Origin of the sequence: Diaphorobacter sp. JS3050 (assembly GCF_013154915.1) — a bacterium.
GTDB lineage: Bacteria > Pseudomonadota > Gammaproteobacteria > Burkholderiales > Burkholderiaceae_C > Diaphorobacter > Diaphorobacter nitroreducens.
The window spans coordinates 613,179-632,146 of sequence record NZ_CP053553.1; the positions used below are offsets into that span (position 1 = coordinate 613,179).

An 18,968-nucleotide genomic window follows, 5' to 3' on the forward strand; every position below is an offset into this window, starting at 1 on the left:
GGAAGGCTCCAGGTCAGATCACGCTGTCCCAGGGGGCGGACAGCCGCATGGCGGCATTGATGATGCCCACCATGGAATAGGTTTGAGGGAAGTTGCCCCACATCTCGCCGGTGGCGGCGTGGGTGTCTTCGGACAGCAGTCCCAGCGGGTTGCGCACGGCCAGCATGGCTTCGAAGATCTCCTGCGCCTGCTCGCGCCGGCCGGTGCGCGCCAGCGCGTCGATGCGCCAGAAGGTGCAGATGTTGAACGCGGTCTCGGGCTTGCCGAAATCGTCCGCGGCCTCGTAGCGGCGCATGAAGGGGCCGTCGCACAGCGTGTGCTCCATGGCGTCCAGCGTGCTCACGAAGCGCGGATCGGTGGGGTGGATCAGGCCCACCTCGGCCATCAGCAGCACGCTGGCGTCCAGCTCGCTGCCGCCAAAGCTCTCGGCAAACACCTGGCGCTTGGCGTGCCACGAGCGCTCGAGGATCTCGCCATGCATGCGCTGCGCATGCTGCTGCCAGTAATGGGCGCGCTCGGGCAGTTGGAGGGCGCGTGCGATCTTGGCCAGCCGGTCGCAGGCTGCCCAGCTCATGAGGGCTGACGAGGTGTGGATGCGCGCGCGCGTGCGCAGCTCCCACATGCCCGCGTCGGGCTTGCCGTACACCTGCACGGCCAGCTCGCCCACGCGCTCCAGGCGCTCGAACTCCGCGGCGCCGGCGGGGTGCAGCAGCCGCCGGTCGTGGAAGGACTGCGCCGCGCCCAGCACGATGTTGCCGTACACGTCGTGCTGGAAGTGCTCTGCCGCCTGGTTGCCCACGCGCACCGGGCCCATGCCGCGGTAGCCAGCCAAGTGGGGCAGGACGGATTCGGGCAGCTCGTGCTCCAGCCCGATGCCGTACAGCGGCTGAATGTGGCCGCTGCCGGTTTTGGCCACGATGTTGCCGAGCCAGCGCAGGTAGTCCTCCATGGTGCCCACTTCCGACAGGCTGTTGAGCGCGCGCACCACGAAGAACGCGTCGCGCAGCCAGCAGTAGCGGTAATCCCAGTTGCGGCCGCTGTGCGCGGATTCGGGGATGCTCGTGGTCATCGCCGCGACGATGGCGCCCGTGTCCTCGAACAGCGACATCTTCAGCGTGATGGCCGAGCGGATCACGGCCTCCTGCCACTGCAGCGGCAGATGCAGGCGCTGGGTCCAGTGCTTCCAGTACGACACGGTCTCTTGCTCATAGTGGCGTGCGGTGTCGCCAATGCCGCCGGAGAGCGTTTCGTCTGCGCCGAGCAGGAAGTTGTATTCGCGCCCCGCTACAAAGGGCTCGCCCGAGAGCACGTAGGCCACGGGCGCGTCGGTATTCAGCCGCAGCGTGAAGTCGCCCCCCACGTAGCGGATGTGGTTGCTGCCGCGCGTGAGGGCGGGCTGGGCCATGCCCCAGTCGTAGCGCGGCTGTACCAGCACGCGGATGCGCGGTGCCCCCCGCACCGGTCGCACGCGGCGCACCAGCATCACGGGGCGAAAGGCGCGAGAACGTGCGAAGAAGCGCGGGCAGAAGTCGGTCACCTCCAGGCAGTTGCCGTGCGCGTCGGTCAGGTGCGTGCGCAGCACGGCGGTATTGGGCTCGTACCACTGCTCGCTGCGGGCGAAGTCCTCCAGCTCGATGGCGAAGCGGCTGCCATCGGGGCCGGGCTGGACCAGCGCATTGAACACCGGGTCGCCGTCAAAGCGTGGCATGCAGCTCCAGACAATGCAGGCGCGCGCATCCACCAGCGCGCTGATGGTGCAATTGCCGATCATTCCCAGCGCCAGCGACGGTGCGGCCATGGCGGTGGCGCCCACGTGAGGTGCTTTGCTCGTCATGTGATCTCCTCGCCCACGGCCTGCTGCAGCCATTGGCGCACGGCGGCGGGCGTGGCCAGCCGCGCGTGGGCGCTCGTCGCGCCTTCGCCCACCTTGATGCCCAGGCCCCCCAGCGACTGTGCAGCGGCAAAGCCGGCTTCGTCCGTCACATCGTCACCCACGAACAGCGGCGCGCGCCCGGCGAAGGGAGCCAGGCGCATGAAGTCCGTGATCGCGCGGCCCTTGTCCGGCCCCACGGGCTTGACCTCGTACACGAACTTGCCGTGCAGCAACTCGGCGCCCGGCACCTCACGCAGCGCCTGTGTGATCGCCTGCAGGCACAACGCCTGAAGTTGCGGCGCCTGTCGGTAGTGCAGCGCCAGGCCGGCGCTCTTGGCCTCCAGCAGCAGCTCGGGGTGCTGCGCCATCAGCGGGCGCAGCGCGGCCAGCAGCGGCTGCAGTGGCAGCGCCGGCAGGCCGCCGCTGCGCCCGTTGCCCAGGCGGTACTGCGCGCCATGCTCGCAGGCCACGGGCAGGCGCAGCGGGTCCAAAAAATGGTCGATATCGGCCATGGTGCGGCCGGTGACGATGGCCAGCGCCCCCTCCAGCCGCACATGTAGCGCTTGCAGGCAGTCCACCACGCCGGGTGGCAGCTGCACGGCATGCGGCTGTGCGGCAATGTCGGCCAGCGTGCCGTCGAAGTCGAGGAACAGGGCGTGGCGGGAAGTCGGCAGAGGCGGCGTGGGCATCGCCCGCAACCTTAACCCTGCACGTGCGCGGCCACTGTAGGCCGGCTACCCGCAGGGCCGTAGGCATTGAAAACCTGACCCCTTACCCGCAATTGCCTGGTTTCGCCAACCCCCGCGAGGTCCTCCATGAGCTCCCCCGAAGCACTGCACGTCGTCTGCCCCCACTGCCACACCACCAACCGCGTGCAGGCTGCGCAACTGGGCAGTGCGCCCGACTGCGGCAGCTGCCACCGGCCACTGTTCACGGGCGAACCGCTGGCGCTGGATGCGTCCAGCTTCGATCGGCATGTGGCGCGCAGCCACCTGCCCGTGGTGGTGGACTTCTGGGCGCCGTGGTGCGGCCCCTGCCGCCAGATGGCGCCAGCCTTCGCTCAGGCTGCGCGCGAGTTGGAGCCGCGCGTGCGGCTGGCCAAGCTGGATACCGAGGCGCACCCCGCGATCGCGGCGCGCTACGGCATCCGCAGCATCCCGACGATGATCCTGTTTCGCGGCGGACAGGAGGCAGCGCGCATCTCCGGCGCGCTGGGCGCGGCCGATATCGCGCGCTGGGTGCAATCGGTGTAAGGCGCTGCGGAACCAACCCTCGTGTGGCGCGCGCCCCTGTTGTGGGGCCGCGGCGCTAACGATTCGCCATACGAATGGCTGTTGCTGCGTACCCGCGGCCAATCCTCACCGGGAATCCTCACCAGGGCCAGGCACCACAGGTGCTCAGCCAGCGTTGCCCTGAGGCTCTGGGGCAGGCTGCGCGGTGGCGTGAAGCCAGTCGGCCACGGCCTGTACGCGGGCGGCGTGAATCATCTCGCCCACCTTGGGGCCGCTCAGGCCCAGTTGCGCAGCGTGCGCAGCCACGCTGCTGGTGGCGACCGACTGCACGGCCGCGAGCGCGGCGTTGATGCGCGCGCGCTGCGGGTAGGGCCGATCGGCAAAACCCAGGCGTCCGCGCGCATCGCATTCACAGGCCAGCAGGATCTCGTCCAGCCGCGCGGGTTTGCGGATGGCGTCGCAGCGCTCCAGCAGGCGCACCAGCGCGGCAGCGCCCAGGTCGCCGCTGCGGTGGATGTTGCCGTGCTCGCGCGCCACCACGTCGGCCAGTTCGCGGCATTCCACCGGCACGCGCAAGCGTTCGCACACGGCCTTGAGCAGCCGTGCGCTGCGCTGCTCATGGCCGATATGGCGCGGCAGCACGTCGTGCGGCGTGGTGCCTTTTCCCAAGTCGTGCGTGAGGCAGGCGAAGCGCACGGCGAGCGGGGCCTGCAAATGGGCTGCCATGTCCAGCACCATCATCAGGTGCACGCCGGTGTCCACCTCGGGGTGGTACTCGGGGCGCTGGGGTACGCCCCACAGGCGCTCGACCTCGGGCAGCACCACGGCCAGCGCGCCACAGTCGCGCAGCACGTCGAACATGCGCGAGGGCTGCGGCTCCATGAGCCCGCGCGCCAATTCCTGCCACACGCGCTCGGGCACCAGGTGGTCGACCTCGCCGTCGTGCACCATCTCGCGCATGAGCTGCATCGTCTCGGGCGCCACGGTGAAGTCGGTGAAACGCGCCGCAAAGCGCGCCACGCGCAGGATGCGCACCGGGTCCTCGCGGAAGGAGTCGGTCACATGGCGCAGTACCCGCGCCTGCAGGTCGCGCGCGCCGCCATAAGGGTCGAATAGGTCTTCAGCGCCCGTCCAGTCAGCGCTGGCAGCTATTGCATTGATAGTAAGGTCGCGCCGTGACAGGTCTTCTTCCAGTGTCACGTCGGGCGACGTCTGCACCACGAAGCCGCGGTAGCCGCGCCCGCTCTTGCGCTCGGTGCGCGCCAGCGCGTATTCCTCGCGCGTCTCGGGGTGGAGGAAGACGGGGAAGTCGCGCCCCACGGGCAGGTAGCCGCGTGCCACCATGTCGTCGGGCGTGGCGCCGACGACGACCCAGTCGTGGTCATTGACGGGGCGGCCCAACAGCCGGTCGCGCACGGCGCCGCCCACCATGTAAATCTGCATGGGGGCAGTGTATTCAACCTGGAATCGGTCGCTGTCCGCACGTCATCGCCAGGACTGCCGCCCCGCTGGACGAGGCAGGGCGCAGGTGGCAGTAGCCGAAGCATTCTTCGCTGCGCAGATCGTCCTCGTCGATGCCGGCGTCGTCCGCCGCGCGCAGCGTGCGACCACGGCCGGTTTGCAGGCGCAACCCACAGGCTTGTCCAGGTGAAAAGCCATGTGCCCTCGGCCAGCGGGACGCGGGCACGCAGGTGGGGGATGTCGTCGGCCGTGGTGCAGGCCTTTCGGCGCGTTGGCCTGACTGGTGGTTACGCCACCTCTACAACCAGGTGGGGGTTGAACCGCGTGTTCTCCACCTGCCCATCCTTGGCATAGCCGCGCGGGTTGCACAGCACGCGTGTGCCGTGCAGCCGGTAGTCGAAGCTGTCGTGCGTGTGCCCATGCACCCACAGCCGCGCGCCGCTGCCCTCGACCAGGGCCTGTGCGTCGGACACGAAGGCGGCGTTGATGGGCGAGCCCGCAAAGCGCGGGTGGATGCTGTGTGGCGAAGGCGCGTGGTGGGTGACGACCACGGTGGGGCCGGCAAAGGGCTGGGCGAGTTCGCGCGCCAGCCAGCGGGCGTTGGCGTCGAACAGTTCGGCCGCATGCTGGGGCGTGAAGAGCGCCCCGCCGTCTTCACCACCCGCGCGTATGCGGCTGAAGTCGCGCATGAACTGCTGGGCCTGGGCCATGGCCTCGGTGCGGGCGGCGCCATCGCCGGCCACGCGGAAGTCGCTCCACAGCGTGCTGCCGATGAAGCGCACGCCCTGCAGCACCAGGCTCCGGTTGTCCAGCAGGTGCACGGGACTGCCCTCGCACAGACGGCGCAGCTCTTGCGCGGTGTCCTGCAGGCTGGAGCCGTAGAACTCGTGGTTGCCCGGCACGTACAGCACCGGCTTGGCGAAGCCCTGCGCCCAGGCCACGGCGGCCGCGGGGCGGGCAATGTCGCCCGCGAGGATCACCACATCCGCGTCGGTGCGCGGGTGCTCCATGCCCTGCACGCCCAGGTGCAGGTCGGACAGGATGTGCAGTTTCATGGCACCGCGCCGGCGGGCTAGCCGCGCCGCGCGCGGTAGGGCTCGTCGAACGGCACGAAGTCCTGCTCGGCCAGTGCGCCGTCGATCCAGGCCTTCACGCCCGGCAACTGCTGCACGCGCTGCACATAGGCGGTGATGTGTTCAGGCACGGGCAGGGCAAAGGTGGCCAGGCGCATGCACACCGGCGCATAGAACGCGTCGGCAATGCTGAACTGGCCGAACAGCATGGGGCCGCCGTGCTGGTCCAGCAGCTCGCTCCACATGTCGACCAGGCGCTGCACGTCGGCGCGCACGGCGGGCTGGTCGCGCCACACGATCTCGCCCACTTCGGGCAGGCGGGCCTCGATGTTCATGCCGCAGTGGCTGCGCAGCGCGCCGAAGCCACTGTGCATCTCGGCCACCACGCTGCGGGCGCGGGCGCGCGCGGCCTTGTCCTGGGGCCACAGGTGCTTGTCGGGGTACTGCTCGGCCAGGTATTCGGCGATGGCCAGGCTGTCCCAGACGGTGATGTCCCCATCCACCAGCACGGGCACCTTGGCCACGGGGGTGACGGCCTTGAGCTGGCGCTTGAACTGCGAATTGGCATCGAAGCTGTCAAAGCGCACGGGCACTTCCTCGAACGCGATGCCGGCCTGGCGCAGCAGCACCCAGGGGCGCATGGACCAGGAGGAATAGTTCTTGTTGCCAATGTAGAGCTGGAGCATGGAGGGGTTCCTTGATGCTGTGGTGCTACGTTAAAAAGAGCTGCTCGCGCCCGTAATCACAGGGTTTGAGCTCGTTATTTGCTTGAAAGCACCGTATGCCAAGCGCAAACCGCTCTTGTTTTTGAAGCGTCAAACCGGCCAGACCACGCCGTTGTCGTTGAGTATGGCGTCCAGCGGCAGATCGTGTGCCTCGGGCTCGAAGTCGTCCAGGTAGCCGTGGGTGAACCCCAGGCCCACGGTGGCGGGGCGGGGCTGCAGCGTCGCCAGCGTGCGGTCGTAGAAGCCCCCGCCGTAGCCCAGGCGGTAGCCGCCCGGGCCGTAGCCCACGCAGGGCACGAACAGCAGCGTGGGGTGGATGAGCTCGGTGTCCTTGGGCTTGGGGATGCCGTAGGCGTCTTCCTCCATGGGGCAGCCGGGATACCAGGCGTGGAAGGTGAGCGTCTTGTGCACCTTGTCCACCACGGGCAGGCCGATGCGACGCAGCTGGGGCTCGTCCAGCAACTCGCCATCTTCCTTCCAGCGGTGCAGCGCGGGCAGCGGATCGAACTCACCCTTGATCGGCCAGTAGGCGCCGATGATGGTGTCCGGGCGGTCCACCAGCCAGATGCGCATCACGCGTTGCAACTGGTCGGCGCGCTGCAGGCGGTCCGGCAGATTCAGGCGCTGTTCTACCAATGCGCGGCGCAGGGCTGCTTTGTCCATCACATAATCCCCCAATGCTTTGGATGAAGATTCTGACACCGCTGATCGCCGGCGCTGCCCTGGCCACCGCCGCGCCGTGGGCCGGGGCGCAAAACCGCGGCGATGACACCGTCCTGGAGATGCAAAAGGCCTTCCGCAAGGGCGACAAGCAGCGGCTTGCCGCGCTGCTGCCGGGCGCGCGCGGCCATGCCCTGGAGCCCTGGGCCGCGTACTGGGAACTGCGTGCGCGGCTGGAGGAGGCCCAACCCGCTGAGGTGAACGCTTTCCTGCAGCGCTGGGCTGGCACCTACCAGGAAGACCGTCTGCGCAACGACTGGCTGCTGCTGCTGGGCCAACGCCGCGACTGGGACCAGTTCGCAGAATTTCACCCGCAGTTCCGCATGGGCGATGACCGCGAGGTGCATTGCTACGCGCTCGCGATCGAGCAGATCAAGGGCACGGCCGCCGAGAGTGCCGGCGCCGAGATGCTGCGCCACTGGTATGCGCTGCGCGAGCTGGACGACGGCTGCTCCAGTGCCGCCGCCGAGATGCTGGCCGCCAAGAAAATCAAGCCCCTGGACGTGTGGCGCAAGGCGCGTCTGGGCGCAGAGGCCAACCGCCTGCGCGTGGTGCGCAAGGCGGTGGAAATCGTCGCGCCCGATGCGCTGCCGCAACTGCGCGAGGCGCTGGATTCGCCCACCAAGTACCTCACGGGCCGCGCCACGGCGCGTGGCAAGGAGCGCCAGGAACTGGTGGTGCTGGCGCTGACCCGCATGGCCATGAGCGATGTCGCCAACGCCGCCAGCCTGCTGGACAGCAAATGGGGGCCGCACCTGTCGGCCGAGGAGCGCAACTGGCTCTGGGGCCTGATCGGCAAGCAGGCTGCCACGGCGCTGTCGCCCGATGCGCTCAGCTACTACGCCAACGTGGGCCGCGATGCCGACCTGACCGACGACATGCTGGCCTGGCGCGCGCGCGCCGCGCTGCGGGCCGGGCAATGGAAGCTGGTGGGCCGCAGCATCGATGCCATGAGCCCCGCGGCGCGCCAGGAAAGCGTCTGGACGTACTGGAAGGCGCGCGCCCTCATGGCCAACCGCCCCGGCGACGAGGATCGCGCGGCCGCGCGCCAGCTGTATGCGCGCATCGCCGGCACCACGGGTTTTTATGAACAGCTGGCGCTGGAGGAGCTGGGCGAGCGCGTCACGCAGCCCCCGGCGCCCGCACCGCTGACCGAGGAAGAAAAAGCCACCGCGCGCGCCAACCCCGGCCTGAACCGTGCGCTGTACGCCATCCTGATGGGCCTGCGCAGCGAAGGCGTGCGCGAGTGGAACTACACCACCAACCTGCACACCCCTGGCGGCATGGGCGAGCGCGAGCTGCTGGCGGCGGCCGACTTCGCCTGCCAGCGCGAGGTGTGGGACCGCTGCATCAACACCAGCGAGCGCACCAAGGGCGTGATCGACGCGGCGCAGCGCTTTCCGATGCCGTTCCGCTCCGCCGTGGTGGAGCGCGCGCGCGGCATCGGGCTGGACCCGGCCTATGTCTATGGCCTGATCCGCCAGGAAAGCCGCTTCATCATGGATGCCCGCTCGGGCGTGGGCGCGTCGGGCCTGATGCAGGTGATGCCCGCCACCGCGCGCTGGACGGCGCGCAAGATCGGCCTGGAGGGCTTCTCCCCCCAGCAGCTCTACGACCGCGACACCAACATCACCATCGGCACCGCCTATCTCAAGCTGGCGCTGGACGACTTCGACGGTTCCATGCCCCTGGCGGCGGCAGCCTACAACGCCGGTCCGGGCCGCCCGCGCAACTGGCGCAACGGCCCGGTGCTGGACGCGGCCATCTGGGCCGAGAACGTGCCCTTCAGCGAGACGCGCGACTATGTGAAGAAGGTGCTGGCCAACACGGTGAACTACGCCGCCATCCTCACCGGCCAGCCGCAGTCGCTCAAGAGCCGGCTGGGCACCGTGGGCCCGCGCGACGCGCGCGCGCCGGAGCCGAACAAGGATCTGCCTTGAATCTGCCTTGAGGGCTGCTGCGCTATATAAAAAGGAGCTTTCAGCGCTTGCTGGATAAGCGCTGGAGCCATTTTTCATGCCACATCGTCACCCCGCGGCGGCGCCTTGCGGCCGGTGAGCATGGCGCGCACCAGGTTCTCGCGGTGCTGCAGGCAGGTCCATAGCACACCGCCCACATGCAGGGCCACGCAGGCCAGCAGGGCCCAGCCCAGGGACTGGTGCAGGTGGGCCAGCCAGCCATAGCCCCAGAACCGGTCGGTGGTGTAGAGCCAGCCCGTGAAGCCCAGCAACGCCATGATCGCCAGCAGTGCCAGCACCATCCAGGCGCCCAGCGGGTTGTGGCCGAGGTAGCGCGGCGCATGGCCCGCCAGCGCCAGGCGCGCATAGGCCAGCGTGGCCGCAGGCGTGCGCACGAACTGGGCGAAGCGCGCATAGCGGCTGCCGCCGAATCCCCACGCCACGCGCGCGGCCAGCAGGGCCAGGGCCACGTAGCCCACGCGCTCGTGCAGCGGACCGGTGTCGTCGCTGCTCCACCAGGCCATGGCCACGCACGCGGCCAGGCCCCAGTGCAGCAGGCGCACGGGCCGGTCCCACACGCGCAGCGGTGCGCCAGCGGCGCGCGCACCGTCAGTCTTGAACGCGCTCAAGCGTCTTGGGGTCGAAGAAGGCTTCCACGCGCTTGCCCTGCGGGTCTTTGCCGTAGACCTCGTAGCAGGTTTCGGTCTTTTCCATGCGGCGCACGGTCCAGCCTTCCTTCACCAGCTTCTGCTCCAGCTCGGTGTGCGGTCGCCATTCGGCGGGGGGATGCTCGGGGCAGGTGACCTTGCCGTGGGCGAAGGCGCTGCTGGCCGAGACGGCGAGCGCCAGGGCGGCGATGTGCGGGATCCAGGATGTCATGCGGGGCTCTCTTTCTTGCCGGAAAAGAATGGGTTGCGGTGATCGTTCGCGGGTGTGCTCAGGGCCTGGCCCAGCGGCGCAGCAGGTTGTGGTACACGCCCGTGAGCTGTACCAGGCGCGGGTCGTCGGGCGCCACCAGCGGCGTGAGTTGCTGGATGGACTGGTCCAGGTCGAACAGCAGCGTGCGCTCGCCCTCGTCCTGCACCAGGCTCTCGATCCAGAAGAACGATGCCACGCGCGCCCCGCGCGTGACGGGCGTGACGCGGTGCAGGCTGCTGGAGGGGTACAGCACCATGTCGCCGGCGGCCAGCTTCACGGCCTGCACGCCGAAGGGGCCCTCCACTTCCAGCTCGCCGCCGTCGTATTCCTCGGGCTCGGCCAGGAACAGCGTGGCCGACAGGTCGGTGCGCATCTGCTGGTGGCTGCCGGGCAGGAACATGAGCGCGCTGTCCACGTGCGCGCCGTAGGTGCCGCCGTCGGCGTAGCGGTTGAACTTCGGCGGGTAGATGGTGCGCGGCAGCGCGGCGCTGATGAACAGCGGCGTGCTGCTCAGCCGGCGCAGGATGTGCTGGCCCAGGCGCTGGCAGAGTTCGCTGCCGTCGGTGATCTGCTGGTTGCGCTTGACGCTCTTGGCCAGCGTGCCGGCGGTGGCGGCGCCGTCGTCCCAGGCGGCGGCGTCCAGTTGGGCGCGAAAGTCGCGCACCTCCGTCTTGGAGAGGACCTGGTCGATGGAGATCAGCATGGTGGTTGCGGTGTGAGGCAATTGGGGGTGATGTCGCAGAGCTGGGCACAGCCGGCCTGGGCCATGCAGGCGTGCAGCTCCTCGGTCAGCAGCTGCAGCATGTGGGCCACGCCCAGCGCACCCGCCACGGCCAGGGCGTACATCTGCAGGCGGCCGATGAGCACGGCGTCGGCGCCCAGTGCCAGGGCCTTGAAGGCGTCGGCGCCGCTGCGCACGCCGCCGTCCAGCAGCACGGGGTAGCCCTCGCCCACGGCGGCGCGCACGGCGGGCAGGCGATGCAGGGACGCGGGCGCGCCGTCCAGGCTGCGCCCGCCGTGGTTGGAGACGATGAGGCCGGCCGCGCCCGCCGCCTGCAGCGCGCGGGCGTCGTCGGGGTGCATGACGCCCTTGATCCATACGGGCAGGCGGGTCTCGCCCAGCAGCCAGCGCAGGTCGTCCCAGGTAGGGGCGTGGCGCATGGCGCCCTGGAAGATGCGGCTGTCGTCCGCGCCCAGTACGGGCGGCGCGGGCGGTGGGTAGGCCGCCAGGTTGGCGGGCGTGCAGTCGGCGGGCATCACAAAACCCGCCTGCAGCGCGCTGCGGCTGGCCAGCTGGATGCTGGCGTCCAGCGTGAGCACGATGGCGCGGTAGCCCGCGGCCTCGGCGCGGCGCAGCAGGGCGAGCGTGTGTTTTCGCTCGGGCTGCAGGTACAGCTGGAACCAGCGCGCGGGGCCGGCGGCACCCGCGATCGTCTCCAGCGTGCACGATGACAGCGTGCTGGCCACCAGGCAGGTGCCCGTGGCCTGGGCGGCGCGGGCGGTGGCGACTTCTGCCTCGGAGTGGGCCAGGCGCTGGTGCGCCACCGGGGCCAGCAGCAGCGGGTGGGGCAGGTCCAGCCCACCCAGCGTGAGCCGCGTGTGGCCGCCGCGCACGTCGCGCAGCAGGCGCGGCACGATGGCCCAGGCGGCGAAGGCGGCGCAGTTGGCGGCCACCGTGCGGTCCCAGCCGCAGCCGCCGGCCACATAGGCAAGACGGCCCGCGTCCATGTGCTGGGGCGCGAGCCGTTCGTAGTCGATGGCGTTCCAGACGCCTGCGGGAATATGTGGTGTCATCAAATTTGATAGCTGCCAGCGCTTGTCCATCAGGCGCTAGCGGCCGATTTGATTACAAGTCCAGGTTCAACGTCAGGCGCACTGCGCGGCCGTCGCCCTTGTACAGGAAGGCGCCCGAGCGGTACACGGCGGTGTAGTAGTCCTTGTCGGTCACGTTCAGCACGTTCAGGCGCAGGTCGGCGTGCTTGTTGATGCGGTAGGACGCGAACAGGTCGTACACGCTGAACGAGGGCACCGGCTGCGAGCACATGCCGTTGGTGTAGCCGGCACCGGTGTCGGGCTGGCCGCCGCAGCGGCTGCTCTCGTAGCGCGCCACGGCGCCGAAGGAGAAGTCGCGCGTGAGCTGGTACTTGCCCTGTACGGTGAAGGAGCGGTCGGCGAAGTTGGACAGCGGGTTGCCCACGTTGGACGCCACGGCCGAGCGCAGCACCTTGGATTTCATGATCGCCGCTCCGGCTTGCAGCTGGAAGTTCTTGGTGAGATTGCCGGCCAGGCCCAGTTCGATGCCGCGCACGCGGTTCTTGCCGGTGTTGAAGGTGCCTTCAGTGTCGTAGTTGGCACCCTCCATCACGTCGTCCTTGGTGGTCTGGAACACGGCGGCGGTGGCCAGCAGCTTGTCGTCCAGCAGGTTCCACTTGGTGCCCAGCTCGATGTTCTGCGAGGTCTCGGGCTTGGCGCCGGCGGCGCTGCCGTTGTGGATCACCAGGCCGCCGTAGCCGCTGCTCGTGCCGGTGTCGGGTTCGCCGCCGTTGATGTCCTGCGCCGTGCCGTAGCTTGCATAGACCATACCCATGGGGTTGATCTTGTAGCTCACACCCAGGTGCCCGTTGAGCAGTGTGTCGGTGAAGCCGTAGTTGCCCGTGATCGCGCCCGTCTGGTTGTTGCGGGTGTCCAGCGACAGGTCGTAGTGGTCGGCGCGCAGGCCGCCGAACACGGTCCACTGGTCGGTCAGGTCCACCGTGTCCATGGCCGACAGCGCGAAGGTCTTCACGCGCCAGTCGCGTGTCCAACTGCGGCGTTCGTAGCTGCGGCCGGCCAGGTCGCCCAGGTTGCTCACGGGGTTGCCGTTCAGATCAGTGATGCACCAGCCGGCCTGCGGGCCGTTGCGGCCCGAAACGCGGCAGTTGGTGGCGCCGGTGTTGGTCACGCCGTAGTTGCCGGACTTCACCTTGTGGTCGGTGTATTCGAAGCCGAAGATGAATTCATGCTTGAGGCTGCCGATCTGCTTGTCCCAGCGCAGGTTGCTCTGGTGCGCGAAATATTTCACGTCCTGCCAGCCGGTGTGGCCGCCGTCCAGCACGCCGGCCGTGCCGATCGGGTTGTTGGCCGCGTCCAGCACCGTGCCGTTGGAGGCTCCCGTGGTGGCGTAGCGGTTGTCCGACTGGCCGTAGCGCGTCAGGCTGGTGAGTTTGAGGTCGGGCGCAAAGCGGTAGGCGATGCGCGCGGTGACCGTGTCCACGTCGGAATTCAGGAAGTCGCTGTTCTGCGCATAGACCGGCACACCCGTGGCGGGGCGGCGGTTGGGCACCGTGCCCACGAGGTAGCCGCCCAGGTCGGGATGCTTGTCCTTGGCGCGCAGGCCGTAGTAGTCCAGCGTGACGGACAGGTCTTGGTTCAGCTCCCACAGGCCCGACAGCGCCAGGCCGTCGCGGCGGCGCTGCGAGGGGCTGCGGCCCGGCACGTCCTCGCCCGAGGTCAGGGCGTTGGCGCGCAGGGCGAACTTGTCGGAGAAGCCCTTGTTCATGTCCAGCGTCACGCGGTGGTGGCTGTCGGTGCCCACGCCGGCGGACACGCGGGTGAAGTCATAGTCCAGCGTGGCCTGCTTGGTCACGGCGTTCACCGCGCCGCCCGCCGAGCCGCGGCCCGCGAAGCTGGAGTTGGGGCCCTTGGTGACTTCCACCTGCTCGATGGCGAAGCTCTCGCGCGTGGTCATGCCGGGGTCGCGCAGGCCGTCCACGAACACGTCCGAGCGCGCCTCCTGGCCGCGGATGATGTAGCGGTCGCCAAAGGCGTTGCCGTTTTCGCCCGTGCCCAGGGTGATGCCGGGCTGCGCGGCCAGGATCTGCTTGAGGTCGGTGGCGCCGGAGTCGCGGATGGCCTCGCCGGTGACCACTTGGATGGTCTGCGGCGTCTCGGCCAGCGGGCGGGTGTGGCGCGTGTCGGCGGAGGTCTTGGCCTTGTAGGGCGCGCCGACCTCGGCGTTGGGGTTGGGATCGATGGCCTGCTCCTGCACCGTCACCGTGGGCAGCGTGGTGACGGGGGCGGGCGTGGGCTGCACCTGGGCGATGGCGCTCAGCGGCAGCAGGGCTGCGGCCATGCGCAGGCTCTTGGGCTTCTTGAGAGGGGAGGAGGAGGGCATTGCTGGAAACGAGAGGTTGGAATTATTCGCCAGGGATTATTGTTGCGAATCAATCTCGTTTGCGTCAATAAATGCAAAAATGCCTCACCCACAGTGGCGGAAACGTCAGCAGCAGTGGTGTTTTGTGGTGGTTTGGCAACAAACACACGGTTGGGCGCGCGAAGTCCCGCCAAGTCCCGCCCAGCGCGGCAAGCATTCGGCCAATGCTGGCGCGTGCCCCGTTACCGGATGGCACACGGCGGCAGGGCGATCAGGCGTTGAGCAGCGCGCCGCCCTCGCGCCGGGCCGCGCCGGCGTCCACCAGTTCCTGCATCAGCTGCTCGGCCCAGACGGATGCGGTCTGCTGCGCAAAGTGTCGCTGGTGCAGCATGCCGAAGTACGGTGTGGCAGCCAACCAGGCATGCACTTGCGCCAGCGGCGCCTGCTGCCATTCCAGCAGCTTGTACTTGAGCAGCACCTTGGCCGCGTGGCGCGCGTGTTTGACCGGGTCGGCCTCGAAACCCGCCAGCCGGCGCCGCGCCCGCGCCAGCGCGGCGGGCACGTCGCCAAACACGCTGCCGTGGCCGGGGATCACGGTGAGCGGGTCCAGCCGCTCGATCAGGTCCAGCGTGGCGCCCACCTCGGCAAAAGCCTGCTCGCCGTCCAGTTCGGGGAACACCACGCCGAAGCCGTTCTCCCAGAGCGCGTCGCCCGAGATCAGCACGCGCGCGTGCGGCTCGAACAGCACCACGGCATGGGTGTCATGCCCCGGGGCTGCGTGCACCTGCCACGCGCGGTCGCCCAGCTGCACCTCGGTGCCGGGGGGCAGCACGCCGTCGGCACGAAAGCGCGGGCACTCCTGGCCGGTGGGCACGTAGCTCAGCGCCACCGGGTCCCAGTCCTGCACCTGTGCCCACTGCCCCGGGGGGATGCGGGTGGCAAGCTGCGGCCAGCGCGCCTGCAGCGCGGCATTGCCGCCGCAATGGTCGCTGTGCAGGTGGGTATTGAGCAACTGGTCCAGCACACGCCCGTCCAGCGCCGACTCCACCAGCGCCACGGTTTGCGGCGCGTGGGCGCAGTAGCCGCTGTCCACCAGCGCCGTGCAGTCGCGCCCCAACAGCAGCACGTTGTTGGCCGACAGCCAGCCGCGCTCGATGACAATGATTTCCGGCGGTAGGGCAGGTGGAACAAGCGGCATCAGCTATGAAAATTGGAGTAACCGGAGCGCGGCATCACTTGCCGTCGCGCAGCTCCCGTCGCAGGATCTTGCCCACGTTGGTCTTGGGCAGTTCGTCGCGGAATTCGATGTATTTTGGCCGCTTGTAGCCGGTCAGGTGTTCATGGCAGTAGCGCACCACGTCGTCCTCGGTCAGCGAGGGGTCGCTGCGCACCACGAACACCTTGATGGCCTCGCCCTGCTTGTCGTCGGCCACGCCCACGGCGGCGCATTCCAGCACGCCCGGGCACAGGGCCACCACCTGCTCCAGTTCGTTGGGGAAGACGTTGAAGCCGCTCACCAGGATCATGTCCTTCTTGCGGTCGATGATGCGCGTATAGCCCTCCTCGTCCATCACGCCGATGTCGCCCGTGCGCATGAAGCCGTCGGGCGTGAAGGCCTTGGCATTTTCCTCGGGTTGGTTGTAGTAGCCGGGCATCACGTTGGGGCCCTTGATGCAGATTTCGCCCGCCGAGCCGATGGGCAGGCTCGCGCCTGCGTCGTCCTTGATGGCGATGTCGATGCCCGGCAGCGGCAGGCCGATGCTGCCGCTGAAGGCGGTGCTGTTCACCGGGTTGTTGGTGCCGATGGCGCAGGTCTCGCTCATGCCCCAGCCTTCGATCATGGTGGCGCCCGTCACGGCCTTCCACTGCTGGGCCGTGGCCTCGGTCGCGGCCATGCCGCCGGCCTGCGCCACGCACAGCTGCGAGAAATCCAGATGGCGGAACTGCGGGTTCTGCAGCAGTGCGTTGAACAGCGTGTTCACGGCGGGCAGCATGTGGAAGGGGCGCTTCTTCAGCACCTCCACGAACTTGGGGATGTCCCGCGGGTTCGGGATCAGCGTCAGGCGCGAGCCCTGGCGGATGGCCAGCAGGCACAGCGTGAGCGCGAAGATGTGGTACAGCGGCAGCGCGGCAATGCTGTTGGCGCGGCTCAGGTCGCCGATCTTGCCCAGCGCGGGGGTGAACCAGGCCTCGGCCTGCAGCGTCGCGGCGACGATGTTGCGCTGGGTGAGCACTGCGCCTTTGGACAGGCCCGTGGTGCCGCCCGTGTACTGCAGGAAGGCCGGAGTGTCGGGCGCGACGCGCGCCGGGGTCAGCGTGCGCCGCTCGCCCAGGGCCAGCGCGCGCTTGAAACTGATCACTTGGCGCCCGCCCGTCAGGGGCAGCTCGTACGCGGGCACCATCTTGGCCAGGTGGCGCACGGCAAAGGTGATCCAGCGTCCGTACCAGGCGCCCAGCAGGTCGCCCATGGAGGCGATCACCACGTGCTGCACGGCCGTGTGGTCGATCACCTCGGCCAGCGTGTGCGCGAAGTTCTCCAGGATGACGATGGCCGTGGCGCCCGAGTCCTTGAGCTGGTGCTCCAGCTCGCGCGCGGTGTACAGCGGGTTCACGTTCACGCACGTGTAGCCCGCGCGCAGCACGGCGGCCATGGTCACCGCGAACTGCGGCACATTGGGCAGCATGATGGCCACGCGCGCACCGGGTGCGAGACCCTGGCCCTGCAGCCACGCGCCGAGCCGGGCTGACAGGCGGTCGAGTTCGCGGTAGCTCATCCACCGGTCCATGCACACCGAGAACGGGCTGTCGGCGTGGCGGTGGAAGGATTCCTCCAGCATCTGCGCCACCGAGGGGTAGGCATCGGCATCCACGTCGTGCGGCACGCCAGCGGGGTAGTTCTTGAGCCAGATTCGTTCCATGCAAGGGTCCTCGTTGCGGTATGGGGCAAGATCGCACCGATTGTGGAAGTGGCCTTGCACGCGCCATACCGGGCTTGTCCTAGTCCGGATGCCGCAGAGGTCACCCAAGCGACACACCACAACCACCACAAGGGAGCTTCATGACGAACGCGCGTTGGCAACGCTGGGCGGTGGCCGTGCATCTGCTGTTGATCGCGGGCTGGATGGCCTGGTTCTGGGGCCGTTCGCCGGCGCTGGCGCTGGCGGGCGTGGCCGCGGTCCCGCTGATGTTCCGCCTGGGCATGGCGCCGCAATTTTTCTTGATGGCCTGGGTTTGCCGGGGGGATGCGACGCCGCGTCCGCGCGCCGGGCAGCTGCTGCGCGCCTGGTGGGCCGAGTCACGCTGGGCCAGCCTGGTCTTCGGTTGGTGGCAGCCGTTCCGCCACCAGGCCGTGGCGGACTGGCTGCCACCGCGCGCGTCGGACGTGCCCGGCCCGCGCGGCGTGGTGCTGGTGCACGGCTTCCTGTGCAACCGAGGGTTCTGGACGCCCTGGCTGGCGCTGCTGCGTGCGCGCGGCCATGCCTTCGTGGCCGTGACCCTGGAGCCCGCCTTCGGCTCCATCGACGACTACTGCCGCACCATCGACGATGCCGTGCGCCGCGTGGCCGAGGCCACCGGGCGGGCGCCGCTGATCGTGGGCCACAGCATGGGCGGTCTGGCCGCACGCGCCTGGCTGCGCGCCGTGCCGGGCAGCGAGCAGCGCGTGCACCGCATCGTCACGCTGGGATCGCCGCACCACGGCACCTGGCCCGCGCGCGGCGCACGCAGCACCAATGGCCGGCAGATGCGGTTGCACGGCCCCTGGGTGCACCAGTTGGGTCAAGACGAGCCGCCGGCACGCGCCGCGGCCTTCGTGTGCTGGTACTCCAACTGCGACAACGTGGTCTATCCGCCCGCGGCCGCAATGCTGCAGGGCGCGGACAACCGCTTCATCGAGGGGGTGGCGCACGTGGAGATGGCGTTTCACCCGCGCGTGCTGCAGGACTGCCTGGCGCTGCTCGAGCAGCCCTGAGCGTGTCGGCGACGCGCTTCAGGCCGGGAGCGGCTCGCGCGCATCGGCCGCGAACTCGGGCTGGCCGCGCAGCCGTTCGTAGATCGGCGCGAAATCCTGCGCCGTGAGTTCGAAGAGCTGCTCGAAGCTGTCGATCACGAAGTAGGTCTGCTGGTAGGTGTCGATCTTGTAGCGCGTGCGCATGGTGCGTTCCAGCTCCAGTGGCAGGCGCTGCGGCTCGGGACTGTGCACGGCGTAGGGCAGTTCGCCGCGCGAGCTGAGGATGCCCGCGCCATAGGCGCGCAGCCCGCCTTGCTCGCGGATCAGGCCGAACTCGATCGTGTACCAGTACAGCCGCGAGAGCATCTCGCAGGCGCCCAGTCCCGCCGCTTTCAGGCCTCCTTCGCCATAGCGCTGCACATAGTCGGCAAACACCGGGTTGAACAGCAGCGGCACGTGGCCGAACAGGTCGTGGAACACGTCGGGCTCGACGATGTAGTCGAACTCCTGGGGCGTGCGGATCCAGTCGGTGACCGGGAATTTGCGGTTCGCCAGCAGCGAGAAGAACGGCACCTCGGGGATCAGCCCCGGCACGGCCACCAGCTCCCAGCGCGTGGCGCGGTACAGGCGTTCGTTCACGTCATCGAAGCGCGGGATGCGCTCCTTGGCGCCCAGCAGCGGCAGGGCCTGGATGAAGGCCTTGCTCGCCAGGCCCTGCAGCTGGGCCGACTGGCGCTGGTACAGGCGGTGGTAGGTGTCGTGGTCGGCGGCGGTGTAGGCCGCGAAGTTCTGCGCGCAGGTGTAATCCTCCTGCGCACGCGAATAGTCGCCGCGCGGCGGGCGGCTGGATTGTCCGTAGACGACGGGGGCTTGTCCCATGGTGCTTGTCTCCTTGTTGGAACCGCGCCGTCGTCGTGCACCGCCGGC

17 protein-coding genes are annotated in these 18,968 nt (G+C 69.0%); 3 read left to right on the forward strand and 14 right to left on the reverse strand.

Going from position 1 to position 18,968, the window contains the following annotated elements; all coding sequences use genetic code 11:
• Window positions 1-13 precede the first annotated feature (13 nt).
• Complete coding sequence (locus tag HND92_RS02950; RefSeq protein ID WP_172205738.1) at window positions 14-1,834, reverse strand: glycoside hydrolase family 15 protein; 1,821 nt, start codon at window positions 1,832-1,834, stop codon at window positions 14-16.
• A complete protein-coding gene (gene otsB / locus HND92_RS02955; RefSeq protein ID WP_172205749.1) occupies window positions 1,831-2,562 on the reverse strand; it encodes a trehalose-phosphatase in 732 nt (243 codons plus the stop codon). Before otsB ends, HND92_RS02950 begins: the two co-directional genes overlap by 4 nt.
• A gap of 126 nt (window positions 2,563-2,688) precedes the next feature.
• Between otsB and trxC the strand changes: the two genes are divergently transcribed.
• Window positions 2,689-3,126 carry a thioredoxin TrxC gene (gene trxC / locus HND92_RS02960; RefSeq protein ID WP_172205751.1) on the forward strand — a complete coding sequence of 146 codons (438 nt, stop codon included), beginning with the start codon at window positions 2,689-2,691 and terminating at the stop codon, window positions 3,124-3,126.
• A 144-nt stretch (window positions 3,127-3,270) separates the two neighbouring features.
• On the opposite strand, the gene HND92_RS02965 is transcribed toward trxC, so the two are convergent.
• The 4 genes from HND92_RS02965 to HND92_RS02980 all read right to left on the reverse strand — a co-directional run bounded on the left by HND92_RS02965 (window position 3,271) and on the right by HND92_RS02980 (window position 7,027).
• Window positions 3,271-4,548 (reverse strand): multifunctional CCA addition/repair protein, encoded by a 1,278-nt coding sequence (locus HND92_RS02965; RefSeq protein ID WP_172205753.1) that lies wholly within the window; start codon window positions 4,546-4,548, stop codon window positions 3,271-3,273.
• 305 nt (window positions 4,549-4,853) lie between these two features.
• Complete coding sequence (locus HND92_RS02970) at window positions 4,854-5,621, reverse strand: metallophosphoesterase family protein (RefSeq protein WP_172205755.1); 768 nt, start codon at window positions 5,619-5,621, stop codon at window positions 4,854-4,856.
• 17 nt (window positions 5,622-5,638) lie between these two features.
• The gene (locus HND92_RS02975; RefSeq protein WP_047350066.1) at window positions 5,639-6,325 is read right to left on the reverse strand and encodes a glutathione S-transferase family protein; all 687 of its coding nucleotides are present in this window, start codon (window positions 6,323-6,325) and stop codon (window positions 5,639-5,641) included.
• Window positions 6,326-6,454: 129 nt separating this feature from the next.
• Window positions 6,455-7,027, reverse strand: coding sequence for a 5-formyltetrahydrofolate cyclo-ligase (locus HND92_RS02980; RefSeq protein ID WP_011803967.1), 573 nt, complete (start codon window positions 7,025-7,027; stop codon window positions 6,455-6,457).
• A gap of 14 nt (window positions 7,028-7,041) precedes the next feature.
• Between HND92_RS02980 and HND92_RS02985 the strand changes: the two genes are divergently transcribed.
• The gene (locus HND92_RS02985) at window positions 7,042-9,024 is read left to right on the forward strand and encodes a lytic transglycosylase domain-containing protein (RefSeq protein WP_172205757.1); all 1,983 of its coding nucleotides are present in this window, start codon (window positions 7,042-7,044) and stop codon (window positions 9,022-9,024) included.
• Between the two features lie 74 nt (window positions 9,025-9,098).
• Here HND92_RS02985 and HND92_RS02990 read toward each other — a convergent pair whose 3' ends face one another.
• The 7 genes from HND92_RS02990 to HND92_RS03020 form a co-directional block, all read right to left on the reverse strand.
• Window positions 9,099-9,671 (reverse strand): cytochrome b/b6 domain-containing protein, encoded by a 573-nt coding sequence (locus HND92_RS02990; protein ID WP_172205759.1) that lies wholly within the window; start codon window positions 9,669-9,671, stop codon window positions 9,099-9,101.
• A complete protein-coding gene (locus tag HND92_RS02995; RefSeq protein WP_011803970.1) occupies window positions 9,652-9,921 on the reverse strand; it encodes a PepSY domain-containing protein in 270 nt (89 codons plus the stop codon). The genes HND92_RS02990 and HND92_RS02995 overlap by 20 nt, the downstream gene beginning before the upstream one ends.
• Window positions 9,922-9,979: 58 nt before the next feature.
• Window positions 9,980-10,663: a Fe2+-dependent dioxygenase gene (locus HND92_RS03000; protein WP_103738538.1), complete on the reverse strand. Its 684-nt coding sequence runs from the start codon at window positions 10,661-10,663 to the stop codon at window positions 9,980-9,982.
• The gene (locus HND92_RS03005; RefSeq protein ID WP_172205761.1) at window positions 10,657-11,754 is read right to left on the reverse strand and encodes an alpha-hydroxy acid oxidase; all 1,098 of its coding nucleotides are present in this window, start codon (window positions 11,752-11,754) and stop codon (window positions 10,657-10,659) included. The genes HND92_RS03000 and HND92_RS03005 overlap by 7 nt, the downstream gene beginning before the upstream one ends.
• Window positions 11,755-11,806: 52 nt before the next feature.
• Window positions 11,807-14,113: a TonB-dependent siderophore receptor gene (locus HND92_RS03010; protein WP_172205764.1), complete on the reverse strand. Its 2,307-nt coding sequence runs from the start codon at window positions 14,111-14,113 to the stop codon at window positions 11,807-11,809.
• Between the two features lie 250 nt (window positions 14,114-14,363).
• A complete protein-coding gene (locus HND92_RS03015; protein ID WP_172205766.1) occupies window positions 14,364-15,290 on the reverse strand; it encodes an MBL fold metallo-hydrolase in 927 nt (308 codons plus the stop codon).
• 34 nt (window positions 15,291-15,324) lie between these two features.
• Window positions 15,325-17,010: an AMP-binding protein gene (locus tag HND92_RS03020; RefSeq protein WP_047350070.1), complete on the reverse strand. Its 1,686-nt coding sequence runs from the start codon at window positions 17,008-17,010 to the stop codon at window positions 15,325-15,327.
• A gap of 140 nt (window positions 17,011-17,150) precedes the next feature.
• Here HND92_RS03020 and HND92_RS03025 point away from each other — a divergent pair, with 140 nt between their 5' ends.
• Window positions 17,151-18,062, forward strand: a complete 912-nt coding sequence (locus tag HND92_RS03025; protein WP_172205768.1) for a triacylglycerol lipase — start codon at window positions 17,151-17,153, stop codon at window positions 18,060-18,062.
• A gap of 18 nt (window positions 18,063-18,080) precedes the next feature.
• Here HND92_RS03025 and phhA read toward each other — a convergent pair whose 3' ends face one another.
• Window positions 18,081-18,920, reverse strand: a complete 840-nt coding sequence (phhA, locus tag HND92_RS03030) for a phenylalanine 4-monooxygenase (RefSeq protein WP_172205770.1) — start codon at window positions 18,918-18,920, stop codon at window positions 18,081-18,083.
• Window positions 18,921-18,968 lie beyond the last annotated feature (48 nt).